The organism is Klebsiella sp. GB_Kp047, assembly GCF_040065235.1.
GTDB lineage: Bacteria > Pseudomonadota > Gammaproteobacteria > Enterobacterales > Enterobacteriaceae > Klebsiella > Klebsiella quasipneumoniae.
The window spans coordinates 201,787-219,938 of record NZ_JBEAJG010000029.1 but is presented as its reverse complement, the minus strand read 5'-3'; the positions used below and the strand labels follow the sequence as shown (position 1 = coordinate 219,938).

The 18,152-nt window shown below is 59.9% G+C and carries 17 protein-coding genes; 7 read left to right on the top strand and 10 right to left on the bottom strand.

Annotation, left to right across the window (positions count from 1 at the left end):
* Positions 1–326 precede the first annotated feature (326 nt).
* The 3 genes from livJ to ABLV76_RS11780 form a co-directional block, all read right to left on the bottom strand.
* Positions 327–1,430, bottom strand: a complete 1,104-nt coding sequence (gene livJ / locus ABLV76_RS11790) for a branched chain amino acid ABC transporter substrate-binding protein LivJ (protein WP_043522566.1) — start codon at positions 1,428–1,430, stop codon at positions 327–329.
* 257 nt (positions 1,431–1,687) lie between these two features.
* Positions 1,688–2,932, bottom strand: a complete 1,245-nt coding sequence (locus tag ABLV76_RS11785) for an amino acid permease (RefSeq protein WP_017899980.1) — start codon at positions 2,930–2,932, stop codon at positions 1,688–1,690.
* A gap of 147 nt (positions 2,933–3,079) precedes the next feature.
* A complete protein-coding gene (locus ABLV76_RS11780) occupies positions 3,080–4,345 on the bottom strand; it encodes a 4-aminobutyrate--2-oxoglutarate transaminase (protein ID WP_053809899.1) in 1,266 nt (421 codons plus the stop codon).
* A gap of 118 nt (positions 4,346–4,463) precedes the next feature.
* On the opposite strand from ABLV76_RS11780, the gene ABLV76_RS11775 reads away from it, so the two are divergent.
* Positions 4,464–5,987, top strand: coding sequence for a PLP-dependent aminotransferase family protein (locus tag ABLV76_RS11775; protein ID WP_004202101.1), 1,524 nt, complete (start codon positions 4,464–4,466; stop codon positions 5,985–5,987).
* A gap of 45 nt (positions 5,988–6,032) precedes the next feature.
* Here ABLV76_RS11775 and rpoH read toward each other — a convergent pair whose 3' ends face one another.
* The 4 genes from rpoH to ftsY all read right to left on the bottom strand — a co-directional run bounded on the left by rpoH (position 6,033) and on the right by ftsY (position 10,399).
* Positions 6,033–6,887 (bottom strand): RNA polymerase sigma factor RpoH, encoded by an 855-nt coding sequence (gene rpoH / locus ABLV76_RS11770; RefSeq protein WP_002920815.1) that lies wholly within the window; start codon positions 6,885–6,887, stop codon positions 6,033–6,035.
* Positions 6,888–7,156: 269 nt separating this feature from the next.
* Positions 7,157–8,212 carry a permease-like cell division protein FtsX gene (gene ftsX / locus ABLV76_RS11765; RefSeq protein WP_002920816.1) on the bottom strand — a complete coding sequence of 352 codons (1,056 nt, stop codon included), beginning with the start codon at positions 8,210–8,212 and terminating at the stop codon, positions 7,157–7,159.
* Positions 8,205–8,873 carry a cell division ATP-binding protein FtsE gene (ftsE, locus tag ABLV76_RS11760; RefSeq protein ID WP_004202097.1) on the bottom strand — a complete coding sequence of 223 codons (669 nt, stop codon included), beginning with the start codon at positions 8,871–8,873 and terminating at the stop codon, positions 8,205–8,207. Before ftsE ends, ftsX begins: the two co-directional genes overlap by 8 nt.
* 2 nt (positions 8,874–8,875) lie before the next feature.
* Entirely contained in the window at positions 8,876–10,399 is a 1,524-nt protein-coding gene (gene ftsY / locus ABLV76_RS11755; RefSeq protein WP_049002846.1) for a signal recognition particle-docking protein FtsY, read from the bottom strand.
* A gap of 182 nt (positions 10,400–10,581) precedes the next feature.
* Here ftsY and rsmD point away from each other — a divergent pair, with 182 nt between their 5' ends.
* Positions 10,582–11,178, top strand: a complete 597-nt coding sequence (gene rsmD / locus ABLV76_RS11750; protein ID WP_017899982.1) for a 16S rRNA (guanine(966)-N(2))-methyltransferase — start codon at positions 10,582–10,584, stop codon at positions 11,176–11,178.
* Positions 11,168–11,443 (top strand): DUF1145 family protein, encoded by a 276-nt coding sequence (locus ABLV76_RS11745; RefSeq protein ID WP_004202092.1) that lies wholly within the window; start codon positions 11,168–11,170, stop codon positions 11,441–11,443. The genes rsmD and ABLV76_RS11745 overlap by 11 nt, the downstream gene beginning before the upstream one ends.
* Positions 11,444–11,456: 13 nt before the next feature.
* Here ABLV76_RS11745 and ABLV76_RS11740 read toward each other — a convergent pair whose 3' ends face one another.
* Positions 11,457–11,807 carry a DUF2500 domain-containing protein gene (locus ABLV76_RS11740; protein WP_074377636.1) on the bottom strand — a complete coding sequence of 117 codons (351 nt, stop codon included), beginning with the start codon at positions 11,805–11,807 and terminating at the stop codon, positions 11,457–11,459.
* A gap of 150 nt (positions 11,808–11,957) precedes the next feature.
* On the opposite strand from ABLV76_RS11740, the gene ABLV76_RS11735 reads away from it, so the two are divergent.
* Complete coding sequence (locus tag ABLV76_RS11735) at positions 11,958–12,584, top strand: lysoplasmalogenase (protein ID WP_004173987.1); 627 nt, start codon at positions 11,958–11,960, stop codon at positions 12,582–12,584.
* A 78-nt stretch (positions 12,585–12,662) separates the two neighbouring features.
* Positions 12,663–14,873: a Zn(II)/Cd(II)/Pb(II) translocating P-type ATPase ZntA gene (gene zntA, locus ABLV76_RS11730; protein ID WP_135683833.1), complete on the top strand. Its 2,211-nt coding sequence runs from the start codon at positions 12,663–12,665 to the stop codon at positions 14,871–14,873.
* A gap of 190 nt (positions 14,874–15,063) precedes the next feature.
* Here the strand turns inward: zntA and tusA are convergent, their stop codons facing one another.
* Positions 15,064–15,309 carry a sulfurtransferase TusA gene (tusA, locus tag ABLV76_RS11725; protein WP_002920858.1) on the bottom strand — a complete coding sequence of 82 codons (246 nt, stop codon included), beginning with the start codon at positions 15,307–15,309 and terminating at the stop codon, positions 15,064–15,066.
* A 206-nt stretch (positions 15,310–15,515) separates the two neighbouring features.
* Between tusA and ABLV76_RS11720 the strand changes: the two genes are divergently transcribed.
* On the top strand, positions 15,516–16,181 hold the full coding sequence (locus ABLV76_RS11720; RefSeq protein WP_004202088.1) for a 7-cyano-7-deazaguanine/7-aminomethyl-7-deazaguanine transporter: 666 nt from the start codon (positions 15,516–15,518) through the stop codon (positions 16,179–16,181).
* Positions 16,182–16,254: 73 nt separating this feature from the next.
* Entirely contained in the window at positions 16,255–16,812 is a 558-nt protein-coding gene (locus ABLV76_RS11715) for a DcrB family lipoprotein (protein ID WP_023291237.1), read from the top strand.
* Here ABLV76_RS11715 and ABLV76_RS11710 read toward each other — a convergent pair whose 3' ends face one another.
* The gene (locus ABLV76_RS11710; protein WP_348878323.1) at positions 16,813–18,033 is read right to left on the bottom strand and encodes an MFS transporter; all 1,221 of its coding nucleotides are present in this window, start codon (positions 18,031–18,033) and stop codon (positions 16,813–16,815) included. It lies immediately after the preceding gene.
* Between the last annotated feature and the right edge of the window lie 119 nt (positions 18,034–18,152).

The window sequence follows — 18,152 nt, the reverse complement described above, 5'->3', positions numbered from 1 at the left end:
GGAGCTTACATCAGTAAGTGACCGGGGTTGAGGGCCGCAGACAACGCATTTGCAGTGTGAAAGGCCCCCACCCATTTAACCCAGCATTTCGCGTTGCAAAAAGGCGTCAAGACCCGAAATCCCCGGGAGCTTACATTAGTAAGTGACCGGGGTTGAGGGTCGCAGACAACGCATTTGCAGCGTGAAAGGCGCCCCGCCCATTTAACCCAGCATTTCGCGTGGCAAAAAGGCGTCAAGACCCGAAATCCCCGGGAGCTTACATCAGTAAGTGACCGGGGTTGAGGGCCGCAGACAACGCATTTGCAGCGTGAAAGGCGCCGGTTAAATTATTTGGCGTCGGTCGCCGTACCATTAGCATGCCAGGTAAAGACCCCGAACTCGAACCCTTTCAGGTCGCCTTTCTGATCCCACGACAGCGGGCCCATCACGGTGTCTACCGTCACGCCTTTCAGGTATTTAGCGATTTCCGCCGGATCGTCAGACTGATTCAGGCCTGCCTGCAGCGACTGCAGCGCCGCGTAGGTGGTCCACACGAAGGCGCCGCTCGGATCCTGTTTCTTCGCCTTGATCGCATCCACGATCGGTTTGTTCGCCGGCACCTGGTCGTAGTTCTTCGGCTTGGTCACCAGCAAACCTTCCGCCGACTCGCCGGCGATGTTAGACAGGGAGACGTTCGCTACGCCTTCCGGGCCCATAAACTGGGTTTTCAGACCGGCAGCGCGGGCCTGACGCAGGATCTGGCCCATTTCCGGGTGATAGCCGCCATAATAGACGAAGTCGATATTCTCTTTCTTCAGGCGCGCTACCAGCGTGGAGAAGTCTTTCTCACCGGCGGTGATCCCGTCGAAGAAGACCACGTTCGCCCCGCCTTTTTTCAGGCCATCCTGCACCGCACGGGCCAAACCTTCGCCATACTGCTGTTTGTCATGCACCACTGCGATACGCTGCGGCTTCACTTTGTCGAGAATGTATTTCGCCGCGGTTGGTCCCTGGTCGGAGTCCAGTCCGGTGGTGCGCAGGATCAGCTTATAGCCGCGCGCGGTCAGCTCCGGCGCGGTTGCTGCCGGGGTGATCATCAGAATGCCTTCGTCTTCATAGATATCAGACGCCGGCTGAGTGGAAGAGGAGCACAGGTGGCCGATAACGTATTTGATCCCGTCGTTGACCACTTTGTTGGCGACCGCTACCGCCTGTTTCGGGTCGCAAGCGTCATCATATTTTACGATCTGCAGCTTATTGCCCTTAATGCCGCCCTTAGCATTGATATCCGCTACCGCCTGCTCGGCGCCGGTAAATTCCTGATCGCCGTACTGGGCCACCGGGCCGGACATCGCCCCGACTACCGCGATTTTGATATCTTCCGCCAGCGCCGCGCTGCTCATAACTAAGGCAATACATCCTGCCAGTAACGCTTTACCCTTCATATTCATCCTGAGGCTCCCCATTATTATGGTTTTTGCATTTGTTGTGATGTTGTTTGTTAGCGCATTATTTTGTTTATATCGATAGGAAAAGCATATGATAGCTAATCTACCGGGGGCTGCTCGCGCTTTTGCAGCACACTATGCTAAACATACCGTCATTCTGAGGAATTTGAAACGACTAAATTGCGGGCTATGTAACAGATAAGTGACAAATAAAAAAACCGCGCCAGCATGAACCGGACGCGGTGCAAAACAGGCCCTAATTACCAGCCAGCGGGCAGGTAGCCTACCGCGGACGCTATCGCGTAGACGGCGCTGCAAAGATACAACAACACAATGAAGCATTGGATAAGCGGATGGGTCATCCAGGCCGGACAGGTCCAGCCCGGCGTCAGGTCGCCACGCTGGCGGGCGCCCTTGAGCATCAGGATCGGCATAATCGATAAAATAACGCCGCTGAACACCCCGGCAAAATAGAGCGCGTTGACGAAGGAGACCATGCCGCTGTAGGCCAGCGCGAACGGCGGGATCGCCACCACCAGCAGCACCATCAGGCGACGGGCGGGCTGTTCGTCATTCCCCAGGCGGAACTGATCGAAGATATTGGTCAGGAAGCTGCCGCCCAGTCCCCAGTAGGAGGTCAACATCGCGCACAGCGCAAACAGGTTGGCGGAGAAGAAGGCCCATTCGCCAAGCGCCCTGCCCCAGGAGATGGTGGCCACATCCGAAATATTCTCCAGGCCGTTAAGCGAGATCACCGACAGCGGCACCAGCGCCAGCAGGGTAAAGGTCAGCGCCATGCCGACCATAATGGCTTTAGGCAATTTTTCCGGTTTGTCGGCGAAGCCCCGCGCCATTTCCGGGACGATATACTGTGCCGAGAAGCAGAACGCCACGACGTTGAAGACCGGAACCATATACAGCCAGTTGCCGTCGAGCAGATAGCCCACGCGGGTGGTCTCTTTCAGCAGCGTGGCAATCACCAGCACCGAGATCATCACCACCATGCCGATGCTGATAAATTTCTCGCCGCGGCCGATCGCCTTCAGCCCCAGATAGAGCACCCCTGCCGCCGGGACGAAAAACAGCACGCTGCCCAGCGCCGGCGAGATGCCAAACAGCGAGTGCAGCAGCTTGCCGCTGCCGGTCATATAAGCCGTCAATGCCCCGACGCTGTTGACGCAGACGGAGAGGAACATCATTAGCGCGCCGAAGCCGCCGACGTAGCGCTTTGATAATCCGCTGAGCTGCAGATGTTTACGCGTGCGGAGCGTGGATTCCGCGACATAGAGCATGGTCACCGTGGTCAGGCTGCCCACCAGCACCAGCCAGAACAGCAGCGGTAAGAAGCCCGCTTTGCTTGACGCATAGGCGATAGAGAGGACACCCGCGCCAATATTGGTACCGACAATCATCGATACCCCTTCGACGAAGCTCAGAGATTTTGCAGGGACAGCCGTACGTTCCCGGCCGGTGAGGACGGGAGAAAAGGTGGAGTTTTCAGACATAATACTTTCCGTTTTACTCCGGCGGTTTTCTCCGCCGGAAAAAAGGTGATATCAGGGTGATAAACCACTCACGCTGAGCATGAACAGCCAGCTGCGGCGTCCTGTTTCTGTTCGGCTTCCCTGCCGCCGCAGCCCGCCGGGGAGACGTTAGCTCTTCAGTACGCGCGCCAGAATATCCAGCGCTTTCGAGAACTGGGCGTCCGGAATCGTCAGCGGATAGAGGAAGCGGATCACGTTGCCGTAGACGCCGCAGCTCAGCAGCAGCAGGCCGTTCTCCTGCGCTCTCTGTTGCACCTGGCGGGTGAACTCCGGCGACGGCTCGCCAGTTTGCGGATCGTTAAACTCCACTGCCACCATCGACCCCCGGCCGCGGACATCGACAATCGCCGGACAGGTGGCGCGCGCCTGGTTGAGCACTTCCTTCAGATGGCTACCCAGCTGCTCAGCGCGCTGGCACAGCTGCTCTTCGGCAATCACATCCAGCACCGCGTGCGCCGCGGCCACCGCCAGCGGGTTACCGGCATAGGTCCCGCCCAGTCCGCCTGGCGCTGGGGCATCCATTACCTCGGCGCGACCAACGACGCCCGACAGCGGGAAACCGCCGGCGAGGCTTTTCGCCATCGTCATCAGATCCGGTTTCACATCATAATGCTGCATGGCGAACAGCTTGCCGGTACGAGCGAAACCGGTTTGCACTTCATCGGCGATCAGCAGAATGCCGTGGGTATCGCACAGGTCGCGCAGCGCCTGCATGAAATCGGCCGGCGCGACGTTAAAGCCGCCTTCCCCCTGGATCGGCTCGAGGATGATGGCCGCGACCTGATCCGGCGCAATATCCGCTTTGAAAATGCGCTCCAGGCTTTTCAGCGCATCCGCTGTGGTCACGCCATGCGCCGCATTCGGGTAGACACCGTGGTACACCGAGCCCGGGAACGGCCCGAAGCCGATTTTGTAGGGTGCGACCTTACCGGTGAGGGCCATGGTCATAAAGGTACGGCCGTGGAAACCGCCGCCGAAAGTTATCAGCCCCGGACGACCGGTGTAAGCGCGGGCAATTTTCACCGCGTTCTCGACCGCTTCCGCGCCGGTGGTGAAGAAGGCCGTTTTTGCCGGCCCGTCAATCGGCGCCAGATCGTTGATACGTTCCGCCAGCGTGACATAGCTTTCGTACGGCACAATCTGATAGGCGGTGTGGGTGAACGCCTGCAGCTGGTCAGCGACCGCGGCGACCACCTTCGGATGACGGTGACCGGTATTTAACACGGCGATACCGGCGGCGAAATCGATCACCTCATTGCCTTCGATATCCCAAAGCGTGGCGTTCTCCGCCTTCTCGACAAAGTAGTTACACATTACGCCTACGCCGCGCGGCGTCGCCTGCTGGCGACGTTGATTCAGTTCTGAGCTTTTCACCTGCGAATCTCCTGTCGTGTATGTCACGTTATCGCAACAAATTAGAAACGATGTCGTTTATTTACACAGGAGTTGGCCCTATAATCGAGTACCAATTTTGAATATCTGAGGGATCCAATTGCGTTCGCTGGTGGGTGACCTGGTGCTGGTCCGTCTGCAGGAAGAGCGCGACCCTCTTCTGCACAAACGCTTATACAACGCGCTTCGCCGCGCGATCCTTGACGGTTCGCTGGCGCCGCAAAGCCGCCTGCCGCCGTCGCGGGACCTGGCGGGAGAACTCGGCGTATCAAGAAACACCATATTAACAACTTATGAACAATTACTGGCGGAAGGATATGTGGTTTCCCGTCGGGGAAGCGGAACATTCGTTGCCCAAACCGCCTCTGAAAGTTCCTTGACCGCTAAGGGTGAGCGGGAAAACAGCAGCATCGCGACATCGACGGCGCATCTTTCACGCCGCGGCCAGCACCTGCTCGGCCAGGTCAGCGCCAGCCCGCGCCAGTGGGGAGCGTTTATTCCCGGCGTACCGGACGTTAACGCCTTTCCCCATCCGCTGTTCAGCAAGATCCAGGCGCGCATCAGCCGTCGGCCAAAGCCCGAGCGGCTCAGCTACAGCTGCAACGGCGGTACCCCGGAGCTGCAGCAGGCGCTGGTGGATTATCTGCGGGTATCGCGCGGCGTCCACTGTCAGGCAGATCAAATTCTTATCACCGAGGGGATCCACCAGGCTATCGATCTGGTCACCCGCATGCTGTGCGACAGCGGCGATCTGGCGTGGGTGGAGGAGCCTTCCTACTGGGGCATTCGCCACCTGCTGGCGATGAACGACGTCCGGGCGGAGCCCCTGACCGTCGATGCCAACGGCCTGTGTCCGCCGGAAACGGTTGACGATGCGCCGCGGCTCATCTTTGTCACCCCTTCTCACCAGTATCCGCTGGGCGCAGTGATGAGCCTTGAACGTCGTCAGCGGCTGCTGGCGCTCGCCCGCCAGCAGGGGAGCTGGATCGTCGAAGATGATTATGACAGCGAGTTTCGCTTTTCCGGCCAGCCCATCCCCGCCCTGCAGGGGCTGGTGGCCGACGCGCCGGTGGTCTATATCGGCACCTTCAGTAAAACGCTCTATCCCGGCCTGCGTCTGGGCTATGTGGTGATCCCCCGTCCGCTGGTCAGCGATCTGAAGCACGCCCACGCCGAGCTTTACCGCGGCGGCCATTCGCTGATCCAGATGGCGCTGGCGGAGTTTATTACCGCTGGTCACTACTCGGCCCATATCCGCCGCATGCGCCTGCTCTACAGCCGTCGCCGCGCCTTTTTAACCGAGCTGATTCAGCGGCACTGTATGCCCGACGCCCTGTCGGACTTCAGCGATAATGCCGGGCTGCATTTGATCCTCAATTTACCGGAAGAGGCTGACGATGTGGCGATCGCCCGCGAGGCCAATGCGCGCCACATTCTGGTGCGGCCGCTCTCGCGCTACTACCTGACGGCGGCGCGTAAGAAAGGATTATTGATGGGATTTGCCAGCCAGCCCGAGGAGCAGATGGCGCCGGCATTCAGCGTGCTGATCGGCTGCCTGCGGACGCACTGTCCAGAGGTGCTGCGGCCCATGGATGGCGCAGAAAAACAAAACGCCCCAACCTGAGGCGGGGCGTTATCGGGTTGCCTGGCGTCAGGCAGGGGTGGCGTATCAGGCTTCGATCGCTGCACGCAGTTTTTTCATGGCGTTCTTTTCCAGCTGACGCACGCGCTCTGCGGAGACGCCGTAGCGGTCAGCCAGCTCCTGCAGCGTGGACTTGTTGTCTTCGTCCAGCCAGCGGGCGCGGATGATATCCTGGCTACGCTCGTCCAGGCCCTGCATCGCGTCAGTCAGCTTATTCGCCGCCTGCTCTTCCCAGTTATCGTCTTCGATTCCATCGGCAAAGTTTGACGTTTTGTCCTGCAGATACAGGACCGGCGCCATCGGCTGGCTGTCGGATTCATCGTCCGACGACATGTCGAACGTCATGTCCTGGGCCGCCATACGGGATTCCATCTCGCGGACGTCTTTGCTCGACACGCCCAGCTCACGGGCCACCATTTCCACTTCATCCTGGTTGAACCAACCCAGACGCTGTTTGGTTTTACGCAGGTTAAAGAACAGCTTACGCTGTGCTTTGGTGGTAGCGACCTTCACGATACGCCAGTTGCGCAGCACGTATTCGTGAATTTCGGCTTTAATCCAGTGCACGGCGAAGGAGACCAGGCGCACACCCACTTCCGGGTTGAAGCGACGCACGGCTTTCATCAGGCCGATATTGCCTTCCTGGATCAGATCCGCCTGCGGCAGGCCATAGCCCGAGTAGTTACGAGCAATGTGAACAACAAAGCGCAGGTGAGACAGAATCAGCTTTTTCGCTGCTTCCAGATCGCCCTGGTAATGCAGCTTTTCAGCAAGCTCCCGCTCTTCATCAGCCGACAGCATCGGCCAAGTGTTAGCGGCCCGGATATACGATTCCAGGTTACCAACGGGGGCTAAAGCTAAAGTTTGCATTTCTTTGGTCATTCAAATCCTCTCAATTGATATCTTCTGACGTGGTCTTGTCCCCATCAGGCAACAAGCATGCCAGCATTCATGAGCAACGAGAATATCACTCACATTAGTATCAGACAGTGATTTTATCCACAAGTTCCATGCAACGGTGTGAATAAATTACGCACAAAATGTGACACCACGATGAAAAAGTGAGGGCAGGAAAAGGAGAACAAGCTTGCGGTATCTTTCCCTGCGAACAGGAACTCATTGCAGCAGGGAAAGATTATATCACGCTTTTTTTAATCGGGAGTAAAGTGACGTAAATGTTGCACTGTCGCCAGCCAGGCGGCCACCCAGCCAATCATCGAGCAGACGATCAGCATCAGCAGACACTCGTCAAAGCCTAAGCCGCTTAGCTCAAACTGGGTGCCGAACACCTTCGCCACTTCGGTCACTGCCGACGAGAGGCGCATCACCAGAATCTCCGACAGGATCAGCGATAAAAACGCGCCGGAGAAGCCCAGCATCGCCCCGCCGTAGAGGAACGGACGCAGGATAAAGCCGTCGGTGGCGCCGATCAGTTTCTGCACGTTAATGGTATCGCGGCGGGCGAAGATGCTCAGGCGCACGCTGTTGCCGATCACCAGGAACACCGCCGCCACCATCAGCACGCCAATCATCGCCGACACGCGGCCCACCAGCCCGGTGAGCGAGGAGAGGCGGGCAAACCAGCTGTCGTCCATCCGCACCTCATCGACCCCCTGGATCCGCGATACCCGATCGCGCAGGGTGTTCAGCGCTTCCGTGCTCTGGAAATCCAGCTTCGGCACCACGATGGCGACCGCCGGCAGCGGGTTCTCTTCCAGCATATCCAGGGCGCCGCCAAAGCCGGACCAGTTACGGAATTCACCCAATGCCTCGTCACGTGACAAATAGTTCACCTTGTCGACGCCCTGCTCCGCCTGCAGCTGACCTACCACCCGCGCCGCGGCGTCGTCATCCAGCGTTTTTTCCAGATACACGGTGATCTGCGGCGAGGGATAGTACTGTGACGCCGCGCTGCTGACGTTTTTGTAGACCATGTAGCAGACGCTTGGCAGGGTCAACGAGATGGCGATAACCATCACCGTCAGGAAGGTGGCCAGCGGTGTGCTTTTTAAATCCTGGAGCGCGCCGTGCCAGGCGTAGCGCACCTGCTCGTTGAACACGTTGCTCTTACGCGAGGCCGGGTTAGGCGCCGCTTTCGGCCGTTTTGGCGCATTGCGCCCGCCGCCGCCGCCGCCCGCCGCGTTGCGCAGGCGATCGAACTTGCTGCCGAACTGGCGGATTTGGTTCATTGCGTCGCGCTTATTCACCCCGAATGCCTCCATGCAGATGGCCGTCGCTGAGCGTCAGCACGCGGTACGGACGGCTGGAGATAAGCCCCAGATCGTGCGTGGCCATCAGTACCGTCACCCCGACGCGGTTAAACTCTTCAAACAGACGTAAAATCCCCTCCGAGAGCGCCTCGTCGAGGTTACCGGTCGGTTCATCCGCCAGCAGTACCGCCGGCTTGTTGACCACCGCGCGAGCGATCCCCACGCGCTGCTGCTCGCCGCCGGAGAGCTGAATCGGAAAGTTCTTCGCTTTGTCCAGCAGCCCGACCTTGTCCAGCGCCGCCGAGACGCGGCGACGAATGTCATCGCCGCTGGCGCCGGCGATAATCAGCGGGATCGCCACGTTGTCATACACGGTGCGATCCATCAGCAAATGGTGGTCCTGGAAAATCATGCCGATCTGGCGGCGCAGGAACGGCACCTCACGGCTCTTCAGGCGGCTGATTTCATGACCGCTGAAGAAGATTTTGCCGGCGCTGGGCCGTTCGATACCACAGATAAGCTTCAGCAGGGTACTTTTCCCTGCGCCGGAGTGGCCGGTCAGAAACGCCATCTCGCCCGGCTGCAGGTGGAAGTTCACCCCCTGCAGCGCTTGTCTCCCACCGAGATAGGCTTTGCTGACTTGTTCAAAGCGAATCATTCTTAATCCTCTCGGGCAAAAAGTGCCTCAATAAAGTCGCCCGCATTAAACGGACGCAGATCCTCAATACGCTCGCCGACGCCAATATAGCGAATCGGAATGCCGAACTGGTCGGCCACCGAGAAGATCACGCCGCCTTTGGCGGTGCCATCCAGCTTGGTCAGGGTGATCCCGGTCAAACCTACCGCCTCATGGAACAGTTTGGCCTGGCTAATCGCATTCTGCCCGGTGCTGGCGTCGATGGTTAACATCACCTCATGCGGCGCGTCGACGTCCAGCTTTTTCATCACCCGGACGATCTTCTTCAGCTCTTCCATCAGGTGCGATTTATTCTGCAGACGCCCAGCGGTATCGGCAATCAGCACATCAACATGGCGCGCCTTCGCCGCCTGAATGGCGTCGAAAATCACCGAAGCGGAATCGGCGCCGGTGTGCTGGGCGATCACCGGGATATTGTTACGCTGCCCCCAGACCTGCAACTGTTCTACCGCCGCCGCACGGAAGGTATCCCCCGCCGCCAGCATCACCGATTTGCCCTGCTGCTCAAACTGACGCGCCAGCTTGCCGATGGTGGTGGTTTTCCCCACCCCGTTCACGCCGACCATCAGAATAACAAATGGCGTTTTGCCTTCAACGTTCAGCGGCGCATCCACTTTGGCGAGAATCTCACCCATCTCTTCTTTCAGCAGGCCGTACAGCGCCTCCGCATCGCGCAGCTGCTTACGGCTGGCGCCCTCAGTGAGGTTAGTAATGATCTTGCGGGTGGTCTCCACCCCGACATCAGCGATCAGCAGCTGCTCTTCCAGCTCTTCAAACAGATCGTCGTCGATCTTCTTACCGCGGAACAGGCTGATAAATCCGGAACCGAGATTTTCTTTTGTTTTCAGAAGACTACGTTTTAGGCGGGCAAAAAAGCCTTCTTTCGTCGGTTTTTCCTGCTCCTGGGCCAGTTCTTCCACCGGCGCCTCGTCTTCTGGCGCCGGCACCACCACCGCCGCCTCTTCTGCCGCCTCGGCCGCCAGCGCCTGCGCTTCCAGCTCTTCATCGCTTAACGGCGCGTCCTCTTCCGGCGCTTCCGTCTCCTGCGGCTGGGCAACAGCATCCTCTACAGGCTGCTCAGCCACGACCTCCGCCGCCACCGGTTCGGCGATAACCTCTTCCGCCAGCGACTCAACCACCGCAGGCTGTTCAGGCGGTTCGCTGACTGCGGGATCCGGTTCAACAACAGGCGCTTCTTCGGTCAGAGCAGGCGCTTCCACCCACTCTTCTTCCTGCGCGCTGGCAGGCTCCGCAAGGTGGGCCTTTTCGTTTTCGACCACCGTCTCGGTGACGTCGACGACCTCTTCGGCAAACGCCTCCGGGTCCGCTTTCGGCGCGCTCGGCTCGGCAGGGGTTTCCGCCGCCGGCGTCTCATCGGCAACCGCTTGTTGTTCTTCTACTTTTTGTTCAGTCTCGGTTTCCTGTGCCTGTTCTTTCTGTCCAAAGCCCAGCCAGGAAAAGAAGCCACGTTTTTTCTCTTTTGCCATTTGCGACCACACTCCTCGCTGTTTATTCATGGCGCAGCTTCATCAGAAGCTGAAAAAATGATGAAATTAGTTGGATAGTCTATCACTTAACTTAACTCGCAGCACCGCCCCCGGATTAAGGTTTCGTCAACCGCCGTCGATCGCTAGAATAGCAGGCCGGAAGTTGAGACTTGAGCAGAGAGATGAAAAAACCAAACCACGCGGGCAGCGGTCAGATCCGCATCATCGGCGGGCAATGGCGCGGCCGTAAATTACCGGTGCCGGAGAGCCCGGGCCTGCGGCCGACCACCGACCGGGTTCGCGAAACCCTTTTTAACTGGCTGGCGCCGTCCATCGTTGACGCGCACTGCCTCGACTGCTTTGCCGGCAGCGGCGCGCTGGGGCTTGAGGCGCTGTCCCGCTATGCGGCCAGCACTACGCTACTGGAGATGGAGCGCGGCGTCGCTCAGCAGTTGCAAAAAAACCTGGCCACCCTGAAAGCGGATCGCGGCAAGGTGATCGCGACCAACACCCTCAGCTTCCTGAGCCAACCGGGCACGCCGCATGAGATCGTATTCGTCGACCCACCGTTCCGTCAGGGGCTGCTGGAGGAGACGCTGCGCCTGCTGGAAACGCAGGGCTGGCTGGCCGATGAGGCCCTGGTGTACGTCGAAAGCGAAGTCGAAAACGGTTTACCGCCGGTACCGGCAAACTGGCATCTGTATCGTGAAAAAGTGGCCGGACAGGTCGCGTACCGTCTTTACCAACGTGAGGCCCAAGGAGAGCACCATGCTGATTAATTTAGGCCGCCTGCTGATGCTGTGCGTCTGGGCCTTTCTGTTATTGAATCTGTTTCAGCCCTTCCCGAAGCCGCTGAATATCTTCGTCAACGTCGCGCTGATTTTTATGATCCTGATGCATGGCCTGCAGCTGACGCTGCTCAAGGCGACGCAGCCGAAAGATGCCCCGCCGCTGGGCCGCTTTGAGCAAATCCGCATTTTTATCTTCGGCGTGTTTGAGCTCGTCGCCTGGCAGAAAAAACTGAAGGCGACGCTGAAGAAATAGTCCTGACAAGGGCTCAGGGATCGGGCGTAAACGCCACGAACGCTGTGCCCTTATAACGCAACATCCCGCGATCGCCGACGCTCAGCGCATGATACTGCGGCGCGTCAAGGCGAAACACCACCTCCAGCCCGCCGCTCTCAGGGCGAAAGCTCGCTTCATAGCGCATCTCGCTGCCCGCAGGCGTCACCGTCTGCTGGCGCGAACGCCGATCGTTAATCACTTTTTCCCGCTTATTGCTGACGATCACCCGCTTTTGCAACACCGGCGCGGCGTCGTTCGCCAGTTTTTCGCGGCGCTGCTGCACATAGCGAAACGAAGCCGCCACCACAATCACCGCGACGACCAGAACAAAAAAGAGCGGCATTTTACTCATTAAGGTTACCCATAAAAAATATCAGGAATCAGCATACTGCGACTGGAATAACATTGTCATCTGCTGCGCCAAACCACTACACTGAGTGGTAGCTTCACGCATCCGTAACTTTCTTTATGATAACAGATACAGGGACTTACTATGCTTTGGTCATTTATTGCTGTCTGTTTCTCCGCATGGCTTTATGTCGATGCATCCTATCGCGGGCCGGCCTGGCGACGCTGGGTATTTAAACCTGTCACCCTGATTCTGTTGCTGTTGCTGGCCTGGCAGGCGCCGATGTTCAATGCCATCAGCTACCTGGTGCTGGCTGGCCTGTGCGCCTCGCTGCTCGGCGACGCCCTCACCCTGCTGCCGCGTCAGCGGGTGATGTACGCGGTGGGCGCCTTCTTCCTGTCGCATCTGCTGTATACCATCTGGTTTGCCAGCCAGCTGACGCTGTCGTTCTTCTGGCCGCTGCCGCTGGTGCTGCTGGTATTCGGCGCCCTGCTGATGGCGGTGATCTGGAGCCGCCTGGAAGAGATGAAAATGCCGGTGCTGACCTTTATCGGCATGACGCTGGTGATGGTCTGGCTGGCCGGTGAGCTATGGTTTGCCCGCCCTACCAACACCGCGCTGTCCGGTTTCGCCGGCGCCGCTCTGCTGCTGCTGAGCAATGCCGTGTGGCTGGTAAGTCACTATCGTCGCCGTTTCCGCGCCGATAACGCCATTGCCGCCGCGTTTTACTTTGCCGGCCACTTCCTCATCGTGCGCGCACTGTACCTGTAATTTAGTCCTTGACTCTGGAGTCGACTCCAGAGTGTATCCTACGGCTAATGAGAAAATTATCATTTACCGGAGGGTGCCATGTCGACTCCAGACGCGCAGGATAAAAAAGTCCCACAATTCTCGTCATTCACCATGCGGCCAGCGCCCGCCCCGGCGGAGAGCTGCTGCACAGACCACGCCTGCGCCGCAGAGACCGCACCAGCCGCCGAAGCGCTTAGCGACGCCCGCTACAGCTGGCAGGTTGCCGGCATGGACTGCGCCGCCTGCGCCCGCAAGGTGGAAACGGCGGTTCGTCAGGTGCCCGGCGTCAGTCAGGTTCAGGTGCTGTTCGCCACGGAAAAATTATTGGTTAACGCCGAAGGCGACGTTCGCGCTCAGGTTGAGCAGGCGGTACGTCAGGCAGGCTATACGCTGCGCGATGCCGATGCCTCCGCGTCAGAGAAAACGCAGGGCTCGCGGCTGCGCGACAATTTACCGTTGCTGACGCTGGTCATTATGATGGCCCTGAGCTGGGGGCTGGAGCAGGCCAACCACCCCGCCGGTCAGTTAGCCTTTGTTGCCACCACCCTGGTCGGCCTGTGGCCGGTTGCCCGTCAGGCGCTGCGCCTGATCAAAAGCGGGAGCTGGTTCGCCATTGAAACGCTGATGAGCGTCGCCGCCATCGGGGCGCTGTTTATCGGCGCCACCGCGGAAGCGGCGATGGTCCTGCTACTGTTCCTGATCGGCGAGCGTCTCGAAGGCTGGGCCGCCAGCCGCGCGCGGCAGGGCGTGAGCGCGCTGATGGCGCTGAAGCCCGACACCGCCATCCGTCTGCGCAACGGCGTGCGGGAAACCGTCGCCCAGCGTGACCTGCGTCCCGGAGATGTGATTGAAGTGGCTGCCGGCGGGCGTCTGCCGGCGGATGGACAACTGCTGTCGCCGTTTGCCAGCTTTGATGAAAGCGCCCTGACCGGCGAGTCGGTGCCGGTGGAGCGCCAGGCCGGAGAACGGGTAGCGGCGGGCGCCACCAGCGTCGACCGCCTGGTGCAGCTGACCGTGATCTCCGAACCGGGCGACAGCGCCATCGACCGCATCCTGAAGCTGATTGAAGAGGCGGAGGAACGTCGGGCGCCGATCGAGCGTTTTATCGACCGCTTCAGCCGGATCTACACTCCGGCCATTATGGTGGTGGCCCTGTTGGTGGCCATTGTCCCGCCGCTGTTCTTCGCCAGCGCCTGGCTGCCATGGATCTATAAAGGCTTAACGCTGCTGTTGATCGGCTGCCCGTGCGCGCTGGTCATCTCCACCCCGGCGGCCATCACCTCCGGCCTGGCGGTCGCCGCCCGACGCGGGGCGCTGATCAAAGGCGGCGCGGCGCTGGAACAGCTGGGCCAGGTGCGCCAGGTGGCGTTCGATAAAACCGGCACCCTGACCGTCGGGCAGCCGCAGGTGACCTCGGTCATCACCACGGCTGAGAATGACGACAACGCGCTGCTGGCGCTGGCGGCGGCGGTGGAGCAAGGCTCCAGCCATCCGTTGGCGCAGGCCATCGTCCGCGAAGCGCAGCGGCGCCAGCTGAGCATTCCGCTGGCCAGCGGCCAGCGGGCGCTGGCAGGTTCCGGTATCGAAGCCGAGGTCAACGGCAGCCGGATTTTAATCTGCGCGGCCAGCAAAGCCGCCCCGGCAGAGTATGAGGCGCAGATCCAGCAGCTGGAGAGCGCCGGGCAAACGGTGGTGCTGGTCATGCGCGGCGAGACGCTTCTCGGCATCCTGGCGCTGCGCGACACCCTGCGCGACGACGCGCGTCAGGCAGTGGATGCCTTACACCAGCTGGGGGTGCAGGGGGTGATCCTCACCGGGGATAACCCGCGCGCCGCGGCGGCCATCGCCAGCGAACTGGGGCTGGAATTCCGCGCCGGCCTGCTGCCGGCGGACAAAGTCGAAGCGGTGATGGCGTTGAATGCCGATGCGCCGCTGGCGATGGTCGGCGACGGCATCAACGACGCCCCGGCGATGAAAGCGGCGACCATCGGCATCGCCATGGGCAGCGGTACCGACGTGGCGCTGGAGACTGCCGACGCCGCGCTGACCCACAACCGTCTGACCGGCCTGGCGCAGATGATTTCCCTGGCGCGGGCGACTCACGCCAATATCCGCCAGAACATCGCGATTGCCTTAGGGCTGAAGGGGATTTTCCTTGTCACCACCCTGCTCGGCCTGACCGGTCTGTGGCTGGCGGTGCTGGCGGATACCGGCGCCACCGTGCTGGTAACGGCTAACGCGCTGCGGTTATTGCGTAAGAAGTTGTAGCATAGATACCGGCTTCCCTGCTCGCGCTACGCTTAGCAGGGCTACGGTTCCAGACCGTCGGGTAGCCCGGATAAGGCGCTACGCGCCGCCATCCGGGGTATTCCCTGCTCGCGCTACGCTTAGCAGGGCTACGGTTCCGGACCGTCGGGTAGCCCGGATAAGGCGCTGCGCGCCGCCATCCGGGAGAGGCTCAGTGGCTTTTGCGGATCAGGTAGCGGTACGGCAGGGCTTCGGTTTCCTGGGCCACCAGCTCATGCTCCATAAAGCGGCAGAATCCCGGGATATCGCGGGTGGTGGCCGGATCGTCAGCAATAATCAGCAGCGTCTCGCCCACCGGCATCGTCCGCACGGTTTTACGCACCATCATGACCGGCTCCGGGCAGCGGAGTCCCAGGGCATCCAGAGTGTGGTCAGGAGTGGAGAAAAGTTCGCTCATTTTAGTCTCACGTCAACAAAACGGCCCTAGTTTACCCCCTGCTCGCCAGTACGCAAGCCAGGTTAACGTTTGCGCGAAAAACAACCATTGCATTACGCCGGCAACGCAGTATCATGCAGCCGTTTTTAATTGGGTTCCCTCACCCCAACGTTCCGCTGCCGATTGCTCATTTACCTGAAGCATGACGGGCATAAAAAGGTCACAATATGAATCCGTTTACTACCGTACAGCGCAAAAAAGCGCTCGTCTGGCTTTCGCTATTTCATCTGCTGGTGATTACCTCCAGCAACTATCTGGTTCAGCTGCCGATCTCCATCTTTGGTTTCCATACCACCTGGGGCGCGTTCAGTTTTCCGTTTATCTTCCTCGCCACCGATCTGACGGTGCGAATTTTTGGCGCACCGCTGGCGCGACGCATTATTTTTGCGGTGATGGTCCCGGCGCTGGTCATCTCCTACGCCATCTCCGCCCTGTTTTACATGGGCGAGTGGCAGGGCTTCGCCGCGCTGGGCACCTTTAATCTCTTCGTCGCGCGCATCGCCATCGCCAGCTTTATGGCCTATGCGCTGGGGCAGATCCTTGACGTCCACGTCTTCAACCGCCTGCGGCAGAGTCGTCACTGGTGGCTGGCCCCCACCGCCTCGACGCTGTTCGGCAACATCAGCGATACCGTAGCGTTCTTCTTCATCGCCTTCTGGCGCAGCCCGGATCCGTTTATGGCCGCTCACTGGGGGGAAATCGCCCTCGTCGACTACAGCTTTAAAGTGCTTATCAGCATCATTTTCTTCCTGCCGATGTACGGCGTGCTGTTAAATATGCTGTTGAAAAGGCTGGCGGATAAATCTGATTTGTCGGCATTGCAGCCGAGTTAAAGGTACTCGCGGACTGATGTGTTAAGATAGCCGGATGAGCCATTAGTGGCCGTTTATCGAAAGGAAGATGTCAATGCGCAATTTGGTTAAATATGTCGGTATTGGCCTGCTGGTGATGGGGCTTGCCGCCTGCGATAACAGCGATTCAAAAGCGCCAACCGTTGGGGCAGCAGCGGAGAGCAACACCAGCGGCCAGGCGATCAGCCTGCTGGATGGCAAACTGAGCTTCACCCTGCCTGCGGGCATGGCCGACCAGAGCGGCAAACTGGGTACTCAGGCGAACAACATGCACGTCTATTCTGACGCCACCGGCCAGAAAGCAGTCATCGTCATCGTCGGCGACAGCACCAATGAAGACCTGGCGGTGCTGGCGAAACGCCTGGAAGATCAGCAGCGTAGCCGCGACCCGCAGCTGCAGGTGGTGAGCAATAAGTCGCTGGAGATCAAAGGTCATACCCTGCAGCAGCTGGACAGCATCATCTCCGCCAAGGGGCAGACCGCGTGGTCTTCCGTACTGCTCGGCAAAGTGGATGACAAACTGCTGACCCTGCAGGTCACCCTGCCGGCGGACAACCAGCAGCAGGCGCAGACCGAAGCGGAAAGCATCATCAGCACCCTCACCATCCAGTAATTACTGGCCTGGTGCGACGGCCTCCGGTTCGCTGACCGGGGGCCGTTTTTTTAGCCGCCAGCCCAACAGCAGTGCCGCCATCACCAGCCCCGCCGCCGCCAGATATATCACCGGGATCCCGGTCCACGCCATCAGCAAGCCGGCCAGCGGCCCGGTGACGCCTAACGACAAATCCATAAACACGGTATAGGTGGCCAGCGCCGACCCCTGTTTGTGCTGCGGCACCGCTTTCACCGCCACCACGCCCAGCGCCGGAAAGACCAGCGAGAACCCGGCCCCGGTAAGCAAGGTGCCGATTTTCGCCAGCAGCGGAGTATCAGCAAAGCCGACCAGCAGCAGGCCGATGATCTCCACGCTAAAGCAGAGCATCGCCACGTTCAGCCCGCCGAAGCGGTTAATGGCGTTGGGAAACAGCAGCCGCGCGCCAACGAACGCGCAGCTGAACAGCGTCAGGGCGAAGGCCGCCCCGTCCCAGCCTTTGGCCTCATAAAACAGCGTGATAAAGGTGGCGATAACCCCGAAACCGGCGGAGGCCAGGGCCAGCGCCATGCCGTAGGGCCACACCCGCCCGAGCACCGCGCGAAACGACATCGCTTTGCCTTTCGCCGCCTTCACCGCTGCGCGGGGCAGCGCGCAGAGGATAGCCGCCAGCGCAACCGCCATAATGACCCCAGCCAGGCCGCTGAGGCCAATGTACGAATAGCACAGCACGCCGAGCGGGGCGCCCATCGCCATCGCCCCGTAGGTCACAATGCCGTTCCACGAGATCACCCGCCCGATATGCAGCGACCCAACAACGCCGACGCCCCACAGCGTCGAGCCGGTGCCGGCAAAGCTCTGGCCGATGCCGAGAATGACCCGCCCCAGGCATAGCAGCAGTAGGCTAACCAGCGGCCAGCCGCTGCTCCAGGCGGCAAGCAGGTAGCTCAGGCCGCTTAAAAAGCAGCCGCAGAGGCCGAAGACAACGATCTTTTTGGGCCCCAGCAGGTCAGCATAGCGCCCGGCGTGCGGGCGGCTGAGCAGCGTGGCGAAATATTGCAGACTAATCACCAGGCCGGCCCAGAAAGCGCTAAAGCCCATTACATCATGCACATAGCCGGGAAGCACCGCCAGCGGCAAGCCGATGGTGAGATAGCTGGCAAAGTTAAAAATGACGACGGAGACAATCCGCAGATTGAGGCGCAGTCCAGTGAGCGCCGGTTCGGCGACGGGTTCGGGCATCAGGTTCCACCAGATTTCGACAACCAGCTTTCACTATTACCACGCTGGCGGCGGAAAAGCAGCTCGCCTTTCGGAATATTGGCAGTCGGCGAACCGCTACACTTATCAGGCGCGACTCA

Coding starts and splice junctions, on each gene's coding strand:
- livJ (WP_043522566.1), bottom strand. CDS start 1,430: ATGAATATGAAGGGTAAAGCGTTACTGGCAGGATGTATTGCCTTAGTT.
- ABLV76_RS11785 (WP_017899980.1), bottom strand. CDS start 2,932: ATGTCTGAAAACTCCACCTTTTCTCCCGTCCTCACCGGCCGGGAACGT.
- rpoH (WP_002920815.1), bottom strand. CDS start 6,887: ATGACCAAAGAAATGCAAACTTTAGCTTTAGCCCCCGTTGGTAACCTG.
- ftsE (WP_004202097.1), bottom strand. CDS start 8,873: ATGATTCGCTTTGAACAAGTCAGCAAAGCCTATCTCGGTGGGAGACAA.
- ftsY (WP_049002846.1), bottom strand. CDS start 10,399: ATGGCAAAAGAGAAAAAACGTGGCTTCTTTTCCTGGCTGGGCTTTGGA.
- rsmD (WP_017899982.1), top strand. CDS start 10,582: ATGAAAAAACCAAACCACGCGGGCAGCGGTCAGATCCGCATCATCGGC.
- ABLV76_RS11745 (WP_004202092.1), top strand. CDS start 11,168: ATGCTGATTAATTTAGGCCGCCTGCTGATGCTGTGCGTCTGGGCCTTT.
- ABLV76_RS11740 (WP_074377636.1), bottom strand. CDS start 11,807: ATGCCGCTCTTTTTTGTTCTGGTCGTCGCGGTGATTGTGGTGGCGGCT.
- ABLV76_RS11735 (WP_004173987.1), top strand. CDS start 11,958: ATGCTTTGGTCATTTATTGCTGTCTGTTTCTCCGCATGGCTTTATGTC.
- zntA (WP_135683833.1), top strand. CDS start 12,663: ATGTCGACTCCAGACGCGCAGGATAAAAAAGTCCCACAATTCTCGTCA.
- tusA (WP_002920858.1), bottom strand. CDS start 15,309: ATGAGCGAACTTTTCTCCACTCCTGACCACACTCTGGATGCCCTGGGA.
- ABLV76_RS11720 (WP_004202088.1), top strand. CDS start 15,516: ATGAATCCGTTTACTACCGTACAGCGCAAAAAAGCGCTCGTCTGGCTT.
- ABLV76_RS11715 (WP_023291237.1), top strand. CDS start 16,255: ATGCGCAATTTGGTTAAATATGTCGGTATTGGCCTGCTGGTGATGGGG.
- ABLV76_RS11710 (WP_348878323.1), bottom strand. CDS start 18,033: ATGCCCGAACCCGTCGCCGAACCGGCGCTCACTGGACTGCGCCTCAAT.